General features: G+C 48.4%; 17 protein-coding genes and 1 tRNA gene. 8 read left to right on the top strand and 10 right to left on the bottom strand.

Going from position 1 to position 16,248, the window contains the following annotated elements; genetic code table 11:
* Positions 1-9: 9 nt before the first annotated feature.
* Entirely contained in the window at positions 10-348 is a 339-nt protein-coding gene (locus KDK13_RS03415) for a hypothetical protein (protein WP_257283481.1), read from the top strand.
* A gap of 267 nt (positions 349-615) precedes the next feature.
* On the top strand, positions 616-789 hold the full coding sequence (locus KDK13_RS03420) for a hypothetical protein (RefSeq protein ID WP_257283482.1): 174 nt from the start codon (positions 616-618) through the stop codon (positions 787-789).
* 28 nt (positions 790-817) lie between these two features.
* On the opposite strand, the gene KDK13_RS03425 is transcribed toward KDK13_RS03420, so the two are convergent.
* The 7 genes from KDK13_RS03425 to KDK13_RS03455 all read right to left on the bottom strand — a co-directional run bounded on the left by KDK13_RS03425 (position 818) and on the right by KDK13_RS03455 (position 5,707).
* Positions 818-1,777, bottom strand: coding sequence for a site-specific integrase (locus KDK13_RS03425; protein ID WP_257283483.1), 960 nt, complete (start codon positions 1,775-1,777; stop codon positions 818-820).
* A 71-nt stretch (positions 1,778-1,848) separates the two neighbouring features.
* Positions 1,849-1,925, bottom strand: a tRNA-Arg gene (locus KDK13_RS03430).
* 123 nt (positions 1,926-2,048) lie between these two features.
* Entirely contained in the window at positions 2,049-2,261 is a 213-nt protein-coding gene (locus KDK13_RS03435) for a flagellar biosynthesis anti-sigma factor FlgM (protein WP_257283484.1), read from the bottom strand.
* Between the two features lie 255 nt (positions 2,262-2,516).
* A complete protein-coding gene (locus tag KDK13_RS03440; protein WP_257283485.1) occupies positions 2,517-2,939 on the bottom strand; it encodes a hypothetical protein in 423 nt (140 codons plus the stop codon).
* A 349-nt stretch (positions 2,940-3,288) separates the two neighbouring features.
* Positions 3,289-4,452: an ABC transporter permease gene (locus tag KDK13_RS03445; RefSeq protein ID WP_257283486.1), complete on the bottom strand. Its 1,164-nt coding sequence runs from the start codon at positions 4,450-4,452 to the stop codon at positions 3,289-3,291.
* Complete coding sequence (locus KDK13_RS03450) at positions 4,440-5,159, bottom strand: ATP-binding cassette domain-containing protein (RefSeq protein ID WP_257283487.1); 720 nt, start codon at positions 5,157-5,159, stop codon at positions 4,440-4,442. The genes KDK13_RS03445 and KDK13_RS03450 overlap by 13 nt, the downstream gene beginning before the upstream one ends.
* The gene (locus KDK13_RS03455) at positions 5,156-5,707 is read right to left on the bottom strand and encodes a DUF2796 domain-containing protein (protein ID WP_257283488.1); all 552 of its coding nucleotides are present in this window, start codon (positions 5,705-5,707) and stop codon (positions 5,156-5,158) included. Before KDK13_RS03455 ends, KDK13_RS03450 begins: the two co-directional genes overlap by 4 nt.
* A gap of 370 nt (positions 5,708-6,077) precedes the next feature.
* On the opposite strand from KDK13_RS03455, the gene KDK13_RS03460 reads away from it, so the two are divergent.
* The 3 genes from KDK13_RS03460 (at position 6,078) to KDK13_RS03470 (ending at position 9,047) form a co-directional block, all read left to right on the top strand.
* Positions 6,078-7,007, top strand: a complete 930-nt coding sequence (locus KDK13_RS03460) for an OmpA family protein (RefSeq protein ID WP_306670987.1) — start codon at positions 6,078-6,080, stop codon at positions 7,005-7,007.
* A gap of 415 nt (positions 7,008-7,422) precedes the next feature.
* Complete coding sequence (locus KDK13_RS03465; protein ID WP_257283489.1) at positions 7,423-8,304, top strand: DMT family transporter; 882 nt, start codon at positions 7,423-7,425, stop codon at positions 8,302-8,304.
* 5 nt (positions 8,305-8,309) lie between these two features.
* Positions 8,310-9,047 carry a tRNA1(Val) (adenine(37)-N6)-methyltransferase gene (locus KDK13_RS03470; RefSeq protein ID WP_257283491.1) on the top strand — a complete coding sequence of 246 codons (738 nt, stop codon included), beginning with the start codon at positions 8,310-8,312 and terminating at the stop codon, positions 9,045-9,047.
* A gap of 23 nt (positions 9,048-9,070) precedes the next feature.
* Here KDK13_RS03470 and KDK13_RS03475 read toward each other — a convergent pair whose 3' ends face one another.
* Positions 9,071-10,147, bottom strand: coding sequence for a class I SAM-dependent methyltransferase (locus KDK13_RS03475; protein WP_257283493.1), 1,077 nt, complete (start codon positions 10,145-10,147; stop codon positions 9,071-9,073).
* A 180-nt stretch (positions 10,148-10,327) separates the two neighbouring features.
* Here KDK13_RS03475 and yciA point away from each other — a divergent pair, with 180 nt between their 5' ends.
* The 3 genes from yciA to KDK13_RS03490 all read left to right on the top strand — a co-directional run bounded on the left by yciA (position 10,328) and on the right by KDK13_RS03490 (position 12,730).
* Positions 10,328-10,711 carry an acyl-CoA thioester hydrolase YciA gene (gene yciA / locus KDK13_RS03480; protein WP_257283494.1) on the top strand — a complete coding sequence of 128 codons (384 nt, stop codon included), beginning with the start codon at positions 10,328-10,330 and terminating at the stop codon, positions 10,709-10,711.
* A gap of 16 nt (positions 10,712-10,727) precedes the next feature.
* Positions 10,728-11,348 carry a uridine kinase gene (udk, locus tag KDK13_RS03485; protein ID WP_257283496.1) on the top strand — a complete coding sequence of 207 codons (621 nt, stop codon included), beginning with the start codon at positions 10,728-10,730 and terminating at the stop codon, positions 11,346-11,348.
* A gap of 344 nt (positions 11,349-11,692) precedes the next feature.
* Positions 11,693-12,730 (top strand): GMP reductase, encoded by a 1,038-nt coding sequence (locus KDK13_RS03490; RefSeq protein ID WP_257283498.1) that lies wholly within the window; start codon positions 11,693-11,695, stop codon positions 12,728-12,730.
* Between the two features lie 70 nt (positions 12,731-12,800).
* On the opposite strand, the gene pflA is transcribed toward KDK13_RS03490, so the two are convergent.
* Both pflA and pflB read right to left on the bottom strand, forming a co-directional pair.
* Complete coding sequence (gene pflA, locus KDK13_RS03495; protein WP_257283500.1) at positions 12,801-13,532, bottom strand: pyruvate formate-lyase-activating protein; 732 nt, start codon at positions 13,530-13,532, stop codon at positions 12,801-12,803.
* Between the two features lie 131 nt (positions 13,533-13,663).
* Positions 13,664-15,946: a formate C-acetyltransferase gene (gene pflB / locus KDK13_RS03500; RefSeq protein ID WP_257283502.1), complete on the bottom strand. Its 2,283-nt coding sequence runs from the start codon at positions 15,944-15,946 to the stop codon at positions 13,664-13,666.
* Between the last annotated feature and the right edge of the window lie 302 nt (positions 15,947-16,248).

Consider the following 16,248-nt stretch of genomic DNA (forward strand, 5'->3'; position numbering starts at 1 on the left):
AACCAAGGCATGAAGAATATATTTACTATTGTAATGGCAATCTTCTTAACTGGATGTATGAGTGGAGGCATCAGAGATATGACTGTTACTGGTACAACTGTAGGATATGAGCTTGGTAATACTATTCGCAGTCTAAACTATGCAACCAATTATGTGTCTGAGTGTGATCCTGACTATAAGCTATTACCTAAAGCACAAGAGCAGATGGCTAAGTATTATGAAGACTACTCAGAATATATTGATATGCAAAACTCTTTAACAACACCATTATTAGCTAGAGCATTCATTACTTGTGACACACAGAAAGCTGCTATAGCTAATTTACTCAAAGATATAGATATTAAGTAACAGTCTTACTGTAGAGCCTCCTATACTGGAGGCTTTTTATATCTACAGCATTTAAACACCAGTATTAAGAAGAGTATTAGAAGTAGGAATTATTTATCTTCCTTGGTTCAAGTCTTTAGACCTATCATATAGCCCCTAAATATTCGATCTGAGAGCTTTTCTATACCCTACCTGTTAAATCGTATCAGTCAGATTGATAGCTCTTAGAGAGACTTATACGAGCTTACAGGAGCAGGTATAATATTCTTAGTGAACCAAGGAAGCATTATGAGTAGTTATAGCAGACTGATAGTAGATCTGAACCAAGAAGAAATAGATATGCTAGAGGGCTTTACTGATCCTGCTGATAGTATTCCTATTGATGAAGTAGCTGAAGTATTAGAGTTGGAACCAGTAGCAATAGAGGCATACCAAAGACTGAGATATTACTACGAACTTTAGTATCTCTATCTCACTGGTTCACTGGCAGTTATCCCATCAATCCAGCCACATCATTAGCTGTTAGATTTACATATCTGGATAACTGGCTAAGAGTCTTATGACCACTAATAACTCTTAACTGTGCTGTAGATAATCCCTTCTTAGCGTATTTAGTGATGCTGGTATGCCTAAGGTCATGGAATCTTAAATCCTTTATACCTGCTCTTATACAGGCTCTATACATGGCTGTAGAGATACCTTCAGACTTAACATTGAATATTAGACCTTTATCCTTAATGCCTAACTGTTCAAAGATTGATATGGCTGTAGAAGATAATGGTACATCTCTACTGGCTCCATTCTTTGTTATCTCTTCAGGTAATACTAACCTCTTGTTACTGAGGTCTAACCATTCCCATCTGATAGAAGATAGTTCACTCCTCCTCATGGCAGTCTCAATAGCCACAATGAAGACAGGTCTCATCTTAGGAGTAATGTTATCAAGTATGAGCCTCTGTTCTTCTGGTGATGCTATTCTGTCTCTGGCTCTACCATTCTTTGTAAGCTGAACCAACTTCACAGGATTCTTAACATCAATATGGAGTCTTCTCTGTGCAAAGGTGTAGAGTCTGGATATGAATAGTAGATCCTTTCTGGCTGTAGACTCTGTAACACTCCTTAGTCTTTTCTGTTTATGAGCTTCTATTGCCGGTGGAGTGAGAGTAAAGAGTGTATGTCTTGATAGGAAAGATTTATTAATTCTCCATAAGCAATCTTCATTGTCTGGTCTTTTGAGTCTGGATCTACAGTCTTGTAGGTATAGTTCAATGAACTCTGAGAAAGGATAATCTGAACCAGATGTAACAGCTTGATCTATTGTGGACTCATACTCTTCAGACCACTGTATAGCCTCTGCTTTAGTATTGAATGCTTTAGTCTTCTGAGGGTATCCAGACTTACGAATAACAGCCTGATACTTTCCTGATGATAATTTTCTGTAGGTAGCCATATAGTGTGTAATAACTGTGTAATGGTTTTAGTAATTCTTATTACACAATGGCTCTAAGCTATTGAATTTATTGGCGCTCCCAGGAGGATTCGAACCTCCGACCTGCCCCTTAGGAGGGGGCTGCGCTATCCAGCTGTGCCATGGGAGCATGCGTGATCGGACTGATTGCCAAGGCATACACATCAACGTATGTGGCAGGAAGCGTACTTCATTCACAGTGGATGATCAAGCCTGGGCAGGTAAGAGATTTTTTAAGAGGTGTTAAACAGACTTAAGGGCTGTCTTTCTCGGGAAATACAATTTCAAGCTGTTGCTCAAAGGCAAGCATTTTTTCGGCGAGACGCTCACTATCAACCATCAGCGCCCCATCAAGATATGCCTGGCGCAGGCGGCTGACACGATCTTCCGTGGTATTGATAACAAAACTTAGTTTCTTCTCGGAGCCTTCCAAATTCGTACTTGACTCTCGATACCCTTTACCCATGCTCACTCCTTGAACGATAAAAAAGATTTCTTGGTGACTAGTCGGACATACTGTCACCTCCAGTTCAGGCTGTCTACCCATGATTCTTATTATTTTAGTAAGAGAGGTAACTGACTCAACAGCCAGACACCTCTCCAACACACTCACTTTACAAACCAGTTCCAGCAGAGCACCGTGCAGCAGATAGGCAGCATGCCAAGCCGAGATACACTCTTTTGACCTTAGCTATAAGCACAAAGAACCAGACATCATTGATTAACTTTCCTCCTTTTCCTCTTCTTTCTTATCACTTGCAGTAGTTTCTGCCGCCTCAGTTTCAGAACTTTCATCTACGTCTTTATCATCCCCGGCAGATTCAAAAGATTCACTCCTCGCCAGCTTGGGCGATTCTTCTGCAACTTCTTCTGCCTCTGCCTCTGCCTCTGAATCATCACTCGTTTGAATAGTCTGAACCTTATCAGTCACTGATTTAAGCGGTCCCCTTTCAGTAGCACCTTCTGAGCTTACTGCTGCTGCAGCGTCTTCCGAACCTGTTTTTTCTACATCATCTGCCCCCTTTTGACTCATTTGGGTGTCGGTTCTGGTTTCCTTAACGGTCTTTTCGCTTATTGAATCACCAGGTCCATCTTTTCCTGGCGCCCGGTCTGGCATTTCATTCCTGGTATCACCTGCAGCCACCGTTACGGTATCCGTTCCAGGGATTTTGGAAGCGACGGTTACTGGAGCACCACTTGAAGCCTCTGGATCTGCAGAGGTTATCGCTGGCTGAGTGGTGGCTGGCAATGATGACAAGCTATCCATAAATAAGAACCTCTTTTTTCTTTAGTAGGTACTCACAATAGACTTTGGCCATCTTTAATTGGTTTCAATGTTTTTTAGAGTATTTTACTTGTTAAATATCACAAATTATTACTATGAATTTTAAAAAGAAATCTCTACATTTATGGTGGCAGTATGGTAGCAGCATGGTGACAACTATGGTACCAGCCCCTTCCATAGTTGATCACTTGACGAGTTATAAACACTCCTAGGTTCTTCTGGAAAAACCATACATTCGCCATGCTGGCCAGCAGGCAACCAGAAAACCCAGTAAAAACAGTGACAGCAACCAAAGCAGCTGCTCCACAGGCAGCGCGATGCTGCTCAGAACAGGAATCCAGCCCCCCAGGAAAAGCGTCGAGACTTTATAGATAAGGACGCCAGAGCACAGAGCAAACAGAATCTGCAGCATCGGTTCTGCCAGTGTCAGTCCTGCCAGCTGCCAGGGTCTGACCCCTACCATTCGCAACAGTTCGACCTCCTGTTTTCGCTCGGCAAAACCGGCAGAAAGATTAAAATACATCATCATCAGGGAGAGCAGTCCGATGATAAAACTCATTGCCATAAACACATTGTTCAGCATACGTTGATAATGTCCAAGCTTTTCCAGTTCGAACGCAGGAATCACCACTTCAAGTGGTGTATTGAAGGTTGACTTCAACACTTTCTGCACCTTGAAGAGGGAGTGGCGATATCGCAGTTTTATCAAAATGAAATTTAGATAATCATTTTTTATTCCATGGGCTTTTCGATTTTTTCGCAGCCCTTCAATCGGAATTAAAATATTACTATCCAGCGAGGTTCCGGTTTCCATTAAAACCCCCTGAATAATAAATGGTGTTTGATACTCGTCTTTTAATGAGGGTGAAAATCCATTGGCTATCGTCAGGGTCTCTCCCGGTTGATAGTCTGCCGCCAGACTGGCACCAATAAATGCAGAACGATGATTTCTGAAGGCAGTGCCTGATCCGCTGGCACCAATAAAGTTAAGGGCTTTCAGCTGCAGGGTTTCCATATAACGTGAAGTACTTCCTGTCACTGTATATCCACGGTGGCTTTCATTGGTGGACACCGGCGCCGCCCACTCTACATCCTCCAGGGCGGCTATTTCTTTATAGATATTCCAGGGTATCACCGGGGGAGGGGGACCAATGCGAAAAAGACTGTAAAGGACAAGGTGTACCGGCTGTGAAGGTGCTCCGACAATCAGGTCTGCACCTGACGACACCTGCCTTGCATAAGACCTGACAGCTTCATGGATATGGCTGATCACCAGAAGAAGCGCAATGCTGCAGGCAAGTGCCAGAATTGAAATCGTTGAGCGCCCTGCTCTCTGACCAAGACTTTTGCGCATAATCGTCATAATGACCATCGGTTTTCGCGCTCCCTTGCCAGGTTCAGGGCATCCATATCCACATAACGGTCAAAACCATCAACGCCATTTTCATCATGGGTTGTACAGATCAGTGTGGCACCACTGGCACGGCATTCATCCTGCAAAAGCTGGTAAACGGCCTTCTTGCCCCGGCTGTCCATGGCTGAGGCCGGTTCATCCGCCAACACCATTTCAGGCTTGCCAATCAGTGCGCGGGCAATCGCAAAACGCTGCTGTTGACCCGCACTGTATTGCGCAGCATTTTTTGATAGCCGGGATGGGTCTTTTAAACTGAGCTTGCGAATCAGACGAATGGCATCCTCGGCTGCAGTCCCGGATTTTCTTTCTGCTTCACATCTTCTTTTTGGTGAGAAGTAACAGGGCAGCAGAATGTTATCAAAGGCACTGAGATAAGGAACCAGCCGATAATGCTGAAAAACAAATCCGATAGCGTCCGCACGAAATCTTTCCAGAGTGGAGGTGCCAATGGTTCTCATATCATTGCCCAGAACCAGCACCTCACCACTATCACTGCGTACAAGCCCCACCAGGGTTCTTAACAAGGTCGTTTTTCCAGAGCCATTCCCGCCTTGAATACACACCGTTTCACCCGCTTTGATTACCAGCTCTGGAATTCTTAAAACTTCAGTGTCACCAATACGCTGCTCAAGGTCTTGAATGGCAACGGCCTGAACATTGGTCATCTTAATATCCCCGACTTGATGGAGACCTGCCGTTTCTCAGGGTAGACAACGGTTTTGTTTTGCCAGTTTTCTGTGGTCAGCCAGACATCAATCGCTTGCAAGTCAGGCAAGGCTTCATAAAGTTTCACGTCAATGTATTTGAGTTGTCCGGGACTTTTGCAGTGGAATGTTTGATAGCCACTGATTTGATCCTCTTCCCGATTGACTTGAAGTGCAATGACCTGACAATGGGCAGCGGCGGGCGGTAAAGCAAAGTAGTGTATGCGTTGAAGCTGGCTATAGATCAGCTCCAGATCCATTTTTTTTTTAAGTACCGATAAAGACTCTTCACTGAGAGCAAAATAAAGCGTCAGATTCTCACCGGAAATACTGATATCCAGACCAATCCGGGCAGGCTCAACAGCCCTGTGCAGGATTATCCCAGCTCGACTTTCAACAGCCAGCAACGTAAGCAGATATACGGCGAACAGTTTCAATGTGACCTTTCCGGGCAAAGCCTGCCCTCTCACAATCAGTCGCTTTATCACTATTGGAATCTTGGTTTTCATGTTCATGATTATCGGTTGTCTGCCAATAAAAATAAGGCTCATTCCATATTGGAAGACTCTGGCAGCGAATATTTTGGCCTATACTCGAAGCTGCTGATCCTCCAATAAGTAGCCAGAAATATATGATTTCATATGGCTAGCTACTTAACCTATCTGCATTTCTGCAATCGGCTTCGGCCATAACTTATGCGTTGACAATCAGAGGGCTACAACGCTTCTCCAAACCTGCTTGAGATATTCTGTCAGCGCTCACTGTACACACTGTCGGCCATGGCATTCAGATTATGTGATGGGAAATTCTTACTCGATTAGACGTCAACACACCCCTGACTCGACACAACCCTGACTCGACACAACCGGAGTTTGATTCATGCACTTCACTACTCCCTTTAAAACGTTAACACTGTTCATGATCACCCTTTTTCTCGCTGGCTGCGCCAGTGATGGTCATATGAACCGGTGGAGCCAATGCGCCCTGATCGGGGCGGGAACCGGCGGTCTTGTTGGCGCTGCAGCCAACAGTAAGAGCTCATCCGACAGTGGTAAGTCTGCCGCTTATGGTGCTATTGGTGGTGCCCTGGTCGCTGCTGCAATCTGTTCACTGACAGGCAGTGACAGTGATCAGGATGGCGTTCCTGATAAAAAAGACCGCTGTGCACACACACCCAGGGGCATAACAGTCGATAACAGCGGCTGCCCTGTTGACTCAGATAATGATGGAGTTCCTGACCATATGGACAGGTGTGCCAATACCCCTCATGGCATAAAAGTGGATGCTCACGGCTGTCCCGATTCCGACGGCGATGGTGTTCCGGACAATATGGATCGCTGCCCCGACACCCCTGCCGGTGTATCTGTTGACCAGTCTGGCTGCCCTGTGGACAGTGATGGGGATGGTATTCCCAATACCATTGACAAGTGCCCAAATACGCCCACAGGCACTCCCGTCGATGCCGATGGCTGCCCACTCCAGAAAGAGCTGGGAATCGTTTATTTTGGCTTTGATAAAACGGACATTGATCCGGTGGGCCGTCAGGAGCTGGATCAAATCGCTGATGCTGCCAAAAAGCAGCCTGGCATCCGCCTGACTGCTGTTGGTTACACCGATTCAACCGGACCGCGGGAATACAATATGAAGCTCGCACTGCTCAGGGCCGAAAGTGTCAAAAAGTATCTGGAAGGGTGTGGTGTCGAGGGCATCCGCATCGAAGCGGTTGCCGGTGGCGTTCTGGAGGCCGGAGATCAAACCAGAGAAGGCCGCAGAGACAACCGTCATGTTACCATCACCATTGAAGGGTAAACTCCATTTCACGCTACTGGGTAGCATCAGGATTCAGAACATTTAAAAGGAAAAAGAAGCAGGGAAGCTCCATTTTAAACCACCTTAGGAGCTGTCCTGAAATAACTTCGACATTTCTACAGACGCTACACGCTACCCGCCGCCCGCTTCCCGAAAAGCTGGAACCACTTGTGCTTTTGCGGGCAGCGGGTGGCGGGAAGCGGGCGGCGGCATTTTCCCAGTCTGAATAAAATGATGAAGTTACTCCGGGACAATTCCTTAAATCACCAACACCCTTCAATGCTTTTGTCTGTTGCTTTTGAAACCTGTGGGATAAGATAGCGCCAACCTTTACCTATCAACGCCTCCAGGCAATATTCATCACAGACTTTTCATGACAAACCTTCCATAACAAACTTTTTATGACAAATTTTTTATGACAAATAGCAGCAAAGCCAATATCTACGCCCTGGCCACGGCCTTATTGTGGTCGACCATTGCCACCGCCTTTAAAATAGCCCTTAAACATCTTGACCCATGGCAGCTGGTATTCTGGTCCGTGGCAACCTCCACCATACTGCTGACCATCATTGTCATGATTCAGGGAAAGGCTGGCTTAATCGTTTCCCAATTCAAACAGACAAAAGGATTATTCATCGTCCTGGGACTGTTAAACCCTTTTCTCTATCATGTTGCCCTGTTCGGCGCTTATGACCTGCTTCCGGCACAACAGGCACAGGCATTAAACTACAGCTGGCCAATGGCGCTAACCCTGCTTGCGGTTCCCTTGCTGGGCAGAAAGCTGTCCCTGACCAGCCTGCTCTGCTGCCTGCTGGCCTACGCGGGTGTATTGATTATCTGTACCCGCGGGGCCTTTCAAAACCTTAATTTCTCCAGTCCAACGGGTGTTCTTCTGGCACTTTCAAGCACCATCATCTGGGCACTTTACTGGCTATTGAATACCCGGCGTGAAGGAGACCCTGTGGTTGGCCTGCTGATCTGCTTCCTATGTGGACTGCCCTGGATTATTGGTGCCACCGCCCTGTTCTCCGATTTCTGGCCCATTTCCTCTGAAGGCCTGGCAGCAGCAGCCTATGTTGGCCTGATTGAAATGGGCTTTGCTTATATCCTGTGGCTGAAAGCCCTCAAACTGGCGGACAATACGGCCATGGTCAGCAATATCAGCTATCTCAGTCCGTTTCTATCACTGATTTTCATCGCCAATATTCTTGGTGAGCCTATCTATCCTGCCACCTATGTTGGCTTGTTGATGATCATTGTTGCCGTGCTGGCTCAGCAGCATCCAGGCAGAAAGTAAATATCATGGCCAGAAACAGCTACTTTGCTTTTAAACAGTTCAGAATTGAACAGGGTGAATGCGCCATGAAAGTCACCACGGATGCCTGCATCTTTGGTGCCCTTCTGGCCGGGGCACACAGATTACAACATAGCCAATCCATTCTGGATATTGGCGCAGGCACCGGGTTGCTGAGCCTGATGGCAGCCCAGAACTGCAATGGGCAAATCACCGCCGTGGAGCTGGATAAAGAGGCGTCACAACAAGCGGTAAGGAACTTTGTCGCCAGCCCGTGGGCAGATCAGCTTCACCTGGTCAATAGCGCTATCCAGACATTCTCTGCCACCAGTCAGCAACGCTTTGACTGTATCATTTCGAATCCGCCTTTTTTTCAGCAATCCTTTAAAGGGTATGATCAACGACGAAACATGGCCCGCCATACCGACAGCCTGAGTTTCACTGATCTTGCCAGGGTGGTTTCACGACATCTGGCGAACACCGGAGAAGCCTGGATTCTGCTGCCCGTGGAATCCACACCACGCTTTTTGGGAGCCGCGGCCCTGGAAGGGCTGTGCCTGAAAAAAAAGATTGGGCTGCGCTCTTCCAGCGACCATCCGAACCACCGCTATATACTGGTCTTGAAACACCGGGTACAGGATAAACCTCAGGAAACTCAGGAGGAGACCGTCACTATATATACCCGGCCTCCTCACTACACAGAAGAAACCAGACAGTTGATGTCACCATACTATCTGGCCCTGTAACAGCGAATGGTCAGCAATGACATTCAGTGTCTGGCCCGATAAACCGAGAACCCATCTTTGCTGAGCAACGTCTCACAGTGGCCAAACGCCTTCTGAATGATTGGTGGATAACGCAGGAAGCTATTGGCCACAATACGAAGTTCGCCACCCGGGCGCAGCATCTGACGTGACTGGGCAAGAAACAGCTCTGTCACTTCATAGTGGGTTTTAACGCCCTGGTGAAACGGTGGGTTGGAGATAATCAGGTCAAACTGTCCACTCACTCCTGAGAGGCCATCGCTGGGAAGTACGGTAAAAGACTCACTTCCCATGGTGCTCATGGTTTTGTTACTGCTGGCCAGAGCCAGTGCATCACAGTCCACCAGGGTAAAATCATGCTCACCGGGCAGGGCATCGATATAAGCGGAGATCACTCCGGCACCACAGCCAAAATCCAGCACTTTGCCGGAAGGCACCACATCCAGTGTTTCCAGCAGAACCCGGGTTCCCTTATCCAGTCGACCTTGACTAAAAACACCGGGTAACGAGGTAATATCCATATTGACCGGGCCAACAGTGACAGAAAACGACTCAAACCATGACTCAAGGTTAAAATTATCCGGTTTTTTCAACGGTTCCGAAGCTTCCAGCAATACACAGTGACGGGCATTATCGATACTCTTGACATGGCCAAAACTGTTCTTCAACCGCTTTTTCCATGACTTGATCCCTTCATCATTCTCCCCCACCAGCCAAATGGGGGCACCTTCTGGCAAAAAGCTCAGCACCATCTCCAGCCAGAAGTCCATTAATGGTTTGCTTTTCTGGAGAAAGAGCAAAACACCCTCAACGGGATGGGCAAATTCAGTCGGCAGGATCGGCGCAAAACTGAGAGAAAAACGGTCTTCCAGCCGGGCCTTATGCGGCAACAGACGTTGATAAGCACTGAAATCACGGGTCAGTGCCGTGATATAGCCAATCCCATCACTCAACAAATGAGAAGCCAGATCATCAGCCGGCAATCCAACCACCACAAGATGTTCAAACTCAAAGAGCGCCTGGTTACGAACAATCAACTGGCCCGGATTGGATAAGTGCGGGGATAAAGGAAGGGATGTCATAGGTATCAACGCTGGTTACACTGCTCTCAAAGCGGGAACTTATACAGGAATAGCCCACTGTTTTCCATGCAAGCTTTGCATCAAAGCTTTCCATCAAAGCCTTCATGGAAATACGGATTTACAAGATGACTTCACCGGCATAGCATTCGCTGCCAGTTACGACCTGCATGGAGTTTTCTGATGAGTGAACCACAGGGCGACCTGGTTCTGCGCACACTGGCAATGCCAGCTGACACCAACCCGAATGGCGATATTTTTGGCGGCTGGATCATGTCCCAGATGGACATGGCCGGCGGCCTGGCAGCGAAAAATCGCTGCAATAGCCGGGTTTCCACCGTTGCCGTTGAATCCATGAGCTTTATCCATCCGGTTAAAGTTGGTGACGTGGTTTGCTGTTATGCTGATATCATTCGCGTCGGCAACACCTCCATGCGCATTAAACTCGAGGTGTGGATACTGTCCCACCCGTTCAAATCAGAAGAACGTCATAAGGTCACGGAAGGCTTCTTCACCTACGTTGCTATAAACGACAACGGAAAACCTGTCCCTGTAGACAGAAGCTGATAACCGGACTCATCCCATGAAACAGAAAACCATTCTCGTCGGCATTGCCGGCGCCTCCGCATCTGGCAAAAGCCTGCTGGCAGAAACACTGGTTGAAGAGCTCCAGTCAGAGCACCTGTGTGTTATTTCAGAAGACTCCTACTATAAAGACCAGACACATTTGAGCATGGAGGAGCGGGTTCGTACCAACTATGATCACCCGGAGTCCATGGATCATGACCTGATGCTGGAGCAGATGATCAAACTGAAAAATGGTCAGGAAATCGATGTTCCACTTTATGACTATACCCAGCACAATCGTCGTTCCGATACCCGCAAGGTCCACCCCGCTCGTGTGGTGATTTATGAAGGAATTCTCCTTTTTACCAACCCGGAAATCCGGAAAGCTTTTGACCTGCGATTCTTTATGGATACGCCACTGGATATCTGCCTGATCCGTCGTATGAAGCGGGATATTCTCAGTCGGGGCCGTGATGTTGATTCCGTCATCAGGCAATACCTGGAAACGGTTCGCCCGATGTATATGCAGTTCATTGAGCCTGCACGCCAGCATGCTGACCTGATCATTCCCCATGGTGGCAAGAACAGGATTGCCATCGATCTGATCAAAACCCAGATCCGCAACCTGATTGATTGACCCTGACAGCCTGTTCATCCTTGCTGTAACACACGGCAATGGACAGGCACTCATTCACCCTTTCAATAAACGCCTTTCCCTTACCCCCTTTTATTTCAAAACGCGTCTGGGTATACTTCAGCCGTATAAGCGTCTAATACGCCCTTTTTTTTCGTCCTTAAAAAAGATGTCGGGTCCGGCGCACTCTTCGCGTATTCGAAGATGGGTCTACCCTGATCATCCGGGCTGTCCGGCCGCTTGTACATCAAACTTCCCCAAACCAAAGTAGATGTACGTGTTTCTGATGCATCGATCTCCGGATCACCATGCCCAGGGCACTGCAAGATGGCTATCAATAAGTTATTATGCGTGTAGAAGCTGATATCAAGCTGGGTTTCAAAGACGTTTTGTTCCGCCCAAAGCGTTCCACCCTGAAAAGCCGTTCACAGGTAAGCCTGGAGCGCACCTTCCGATTTGTTCACACTGACCAGGAATGGACTGGCGTACCCGTCATTGCTGCCAACATGGACACTGTCGGCACTTTCGCCATGGCACTCGCCCTGGCCGAGCACAAAATGCTGACTGCGGTTCACAAGCATTACACCGTCGAAGAGTGGCAGACCTTCCTCGACAATGCCCCTGAAGGCATCGAAAACCATATCATGGTCAGCAGCGGCACATCCGAAAACGATTTCGAAAAAATGTCTGAAATCCTGTCCCTGAACGACAAACTCCGCTTCATCTGTATCGATGTAGCCAACGGTTACTCAGAGCATTTTGTCCAGTTCGTTGCCCGTGTTCGCCAGCGTCACCCCAACAAGGTGATTATTGCCGGTAACGTGGTTACCGGAGAAATGGTGGAAGAGTTGATCCTGAAAGGTGCTGACATTGTCAAGGTCGGTATCGGTCCTGGCTCCGTTTGCACAACCCGCGTTAAAACCGGGGTTGGCTATCCACAACTGTCCGCTGTTATTGAATGTGCCGATGCAGCCCATGGCGTTAGTGGACAGGTGATTTCCGACGGTGGCTGCACCTGTGCCGGCGACGTGTCCAAAGCCTTTGGTGGCGGCGCTGATTTTGTCATGATCGGCGGTATGTTTGCCGGTCACGATGAGTCCGGCGGCGAAATGGTAGAAGAAGATGGCAGGCAATTCCGACTGTTCTATGGCATGAGCTCCACCACTGCCATGGACCAGCACGCTGGCGGTGTGGCCAACTACCGCGCCTCTGAAGGCAAGACCGTGAAAGTACCTTACCGCGGCGCCATTGTTGAAACCATTCAGGATATCCTCGGTGGCGTACGCTCAACCTGCACCTACGTAGGCGCCGCCCAACTGAAAGAACTGTCCAAGCGAACCACGTTTATCCGGGTTCAGGAACAGGAAAACCGTATTTTTAACTAAGTTCTTCCCAACCACGGAGACCACAAAGAATTTCCTTTGTGCACTCCGTGTGCTTTAGCGGTTAACACCATCAATAAGCCGCAGTAATTCCCCGCTGGTCAAATTCAGCCTTGATGGCCTCAAGCTGCCCAGCTGATGGTGGCCGCACCGCTTCGAGTTCATAACTTTCTTTGAAAGCATCCCACTTATGCACGCCCAGGCTGTGGTAAGGGAGGATTTCCACCTTCTCAACACAATCCATTTTCTCCACCATCTCCGCCAGCATAGCGGCATAGAGTGGATCGACGGTGTACCCCTCGACCACCACATAGCGGATCCAGGTTGGCTTTTTCAACGCCTGCAGATGCGCGGCAAAATTGCGAGTGTACCTGCCGGTGACATACGTCAGCTTCTGGTGCATCGCTTCGTCCATATGCTTGATATCCAGAAGCACAAGGTCGGTGTATGACAGAAGCCGCTCAATATCCGGAGTGATATGCTTGGCAAACCCATTGGTATCCAGACAAGTATGGATATCGTGCGCTTTAAGCGCCTTGAAGAGATCGGCAACAAATTCAGCCTGGAGCAACGGCTCGCCACCTGTCACGGTGACACCACCAGTCAGAAAGCTCTTCACCTTGAGAATCTTTTCCAGAACCTCCTCATGACTGAGCAGCTCACCGCCATCACGCAGGTCCCAGGTATCCCGGTTGTGACAGTAGCGACAGCGCATATGACAGCCCTGCATAAACACAACGAAACGGATACCCGGCCCGTCTACCGTGCCAAATGAGTCCATGGAATGGACACGACCAAGGGACATGGCGACCCTCCTATTTACCCAACGCGTCTCTGTAAACAGCAGATCACTGTCTTTTACAAAGACCCTGAAAGCCATCAGCAAAAAAGGCCAGCAGAGCTGGCCTTTTCAAAGGTTAATTCTAGCGTTTACTGTTACAGCGAGCTAGTAAAGGTACGGGTGATAACGTCACGCTGCTGCTCTGGTGTCAACGAGTTGAAACGCACCGCATAACCGGAAACACGGATGGTCAGGGAAGGATACTTATCAGGGTTCTCCACGGCATCTTCCAGCATTTCACGATTCATGACGTTTACATTCAGATGCTGACCGCCCTCATGGCCTTTCTCGTTATGGAAGTAACCATCCATCAGACCTACCAGGTTCCTGCGACGGGCGTCTTCATCCTTACCCAGCGCCTTTGGCACGATAGAGAAGGTGTAAGAAATACCATCCTTCGCATAGGCAAATGGCAGCTTGGCAACAGAACTCAGGGAAGCTACCGCACCACTGGTGTCACGACCGTGCATTGGGTTGGCACCCGGGCCAAATGGCTGGCCTGCACGACGTCCGTCTGGTGTAGTACCGGTCTTCTTGCCGTATACCACGTTAGAGGTAATGGTCAGAACGGACTGGGTTGGAATCGCATCGCGATACATCCTGTGAGAAGCGACTTTCTTCATGAACGTTTCAACCAGTTCACAGGCAATCGCATCTACACGCTCTTCGTTGTTACCAAACTTCGGAAAATCACCTTCAATTTCGAAATCGATAGCAATGCCGTCTTCATCACGCACAGGCTTGACTTTGGCGTATTTGATGGCAGACAGAGAGTCAGCAGCAACAGACAAACCGGCAATACCACAAGCCATGGTGCGAATAACATCACGATCATGCAGCGCCATCAGGGAAGCTTCATAGGAGTACTTGTCGTGCATGTAATGAATACAGTTCAGGGCAGCCACATACTGGGTCGCCAACCAATCCATAAGCGTGTCAAAACGCGCATACACATCGTCGTAATCCAGGTATTCAGACGTGATCTTGTCGGTTTTTGGACCAATCTGAACTTTCAGCTTCTCGTCAACACCGCCATTGATAGCATACAGCAGCGTCTTGCCCAAGTTGGCACGGGCACCAAAGAACTGCATCTGCTTGCCAACAACCATAGGCGACACACAGCAGGCGATGGCGTAGTCATCGCTGTTCATATCAGGACGCATCAGATCATCATTTTCGTACTGAATCGAGCTGGTATCAATCGACACCTTGGCACAGTACTCTTTGAAGCCCACCGGCAGCTGTTCAGACCACAGAACGGTGATGTTTGGCTCTGGAGATGGCCCCATGGTGTACATGGTGTTCAGGAAACGGAAGGCGTTTCTGGTAACCAGGGTACGACCATCAAGACCCATACCACCGATAGACTCAGTCGCCCAGATCGGGTCGCCGGAGAACAGCTGATCGTATTCAGGGGTACGCAGGAAGCGAACCATACGCAGCTTCATTACGAAATGGTCGATCAGTTCCTGAGCATCAGTTTCAGTGATCTTACCCGCTTCCAGGTCACGCTGAATGTAGATATCCAGGAAGGTAGCCGTACGTCCCAGGGACATGGCAGCACCATTCTGGGACTTCACCGCAGCCAGGTAACCAAAGTAAGTCCACTGAACCGCTTCACGGGCAGAGGCAGCAGGACCACTGATGTCACAACCGTATTTGCCAGCCATCTCCTTGATCTGCATCAAAGCCTTGATCTGCTCCATGATCTCTTCACGCAGCTGAATGGTGCGCTCCAGATCATCGCCAGCATTCAGTGCTGCATCCAGGGACTTGTGCTGAGCTTTTTTATCAACAACGAGTCGATCGATACCGTACAGGGCGATTCGACGGTAGTCACCGATAATACGACCACGGCCGTAGGCATCCGGCAGCCCGGTAATTACGCCTGACTTACGGCAGTTGCGAATGTCAGCCGTGTAAACATCGAAAACACCGGCGTTGTGAGTCTTACGATATTCAGTGAAAATCTTGTTAACCGTGTCATCCAGTTTACGGCCATAAACTTCACAGGAAGTTTCAACCATACGGATGCCACCGTTGGCAATGATGCCACGCTTCAGCGGCTTATCAGTCTGCAGGCCAACAATGGTTTCCAGATCTTTATTGATGTAGCCAGCATCATGGGAAGTAATGGTGGATGGCAGGTCGGTATCGAAATCCAGGGGGGCGTGAGTGCGATTCTCTTCCTTGATGCCTTCCATAACATCCGCCCACAGCCTGTCTGTAGCTTCAGTTGAACCGGCAAGGAAGGAACCGTCACCCTCGTAAGGAGTGTAGTTTTTCTGGATAAAGTCACGAACATTGATGCTTTCTGACCAGTCGCCGGAAGTGAATCCTTCCCATGCTGCTGGCAGTTCGCTGGTGGTTACAGTCATACTAAGAGGCTCCTGATAGGTTGGAGATTTCTTTGGGAATGCTGCTCCCGGGTCAGTCAGACTGCATATGGATAGAGCAGTGACACCAACTTGATCTGAATCAATGTAACAAAATCATTGTTGGCTTATCGTTTGCCTATCTCTGGTGGACGCAGACATTGTGATGGCTCATCATCACAAAAGTCCATTGCCCTGTATGGTCATACTATACGTATAAGACTGGCCAACCCGGCGAATAAGAAATACTTTCAGCCAAGGTATCGCATGTAAGGCAATTCCACTATCAGTGTTAATACTTATTC

The sequence above is a fragment of the Endozoicomonas sp. SESOKO1 genome, assembly GCF_024606265.1.
In the GTDB taxonomy this organism is placed as follows: Bacteria; Pseudomonadota; Gammaproteobacteria; order Pseudomonadales; family Endozoicomonadaceae; genus Endozoicomonas.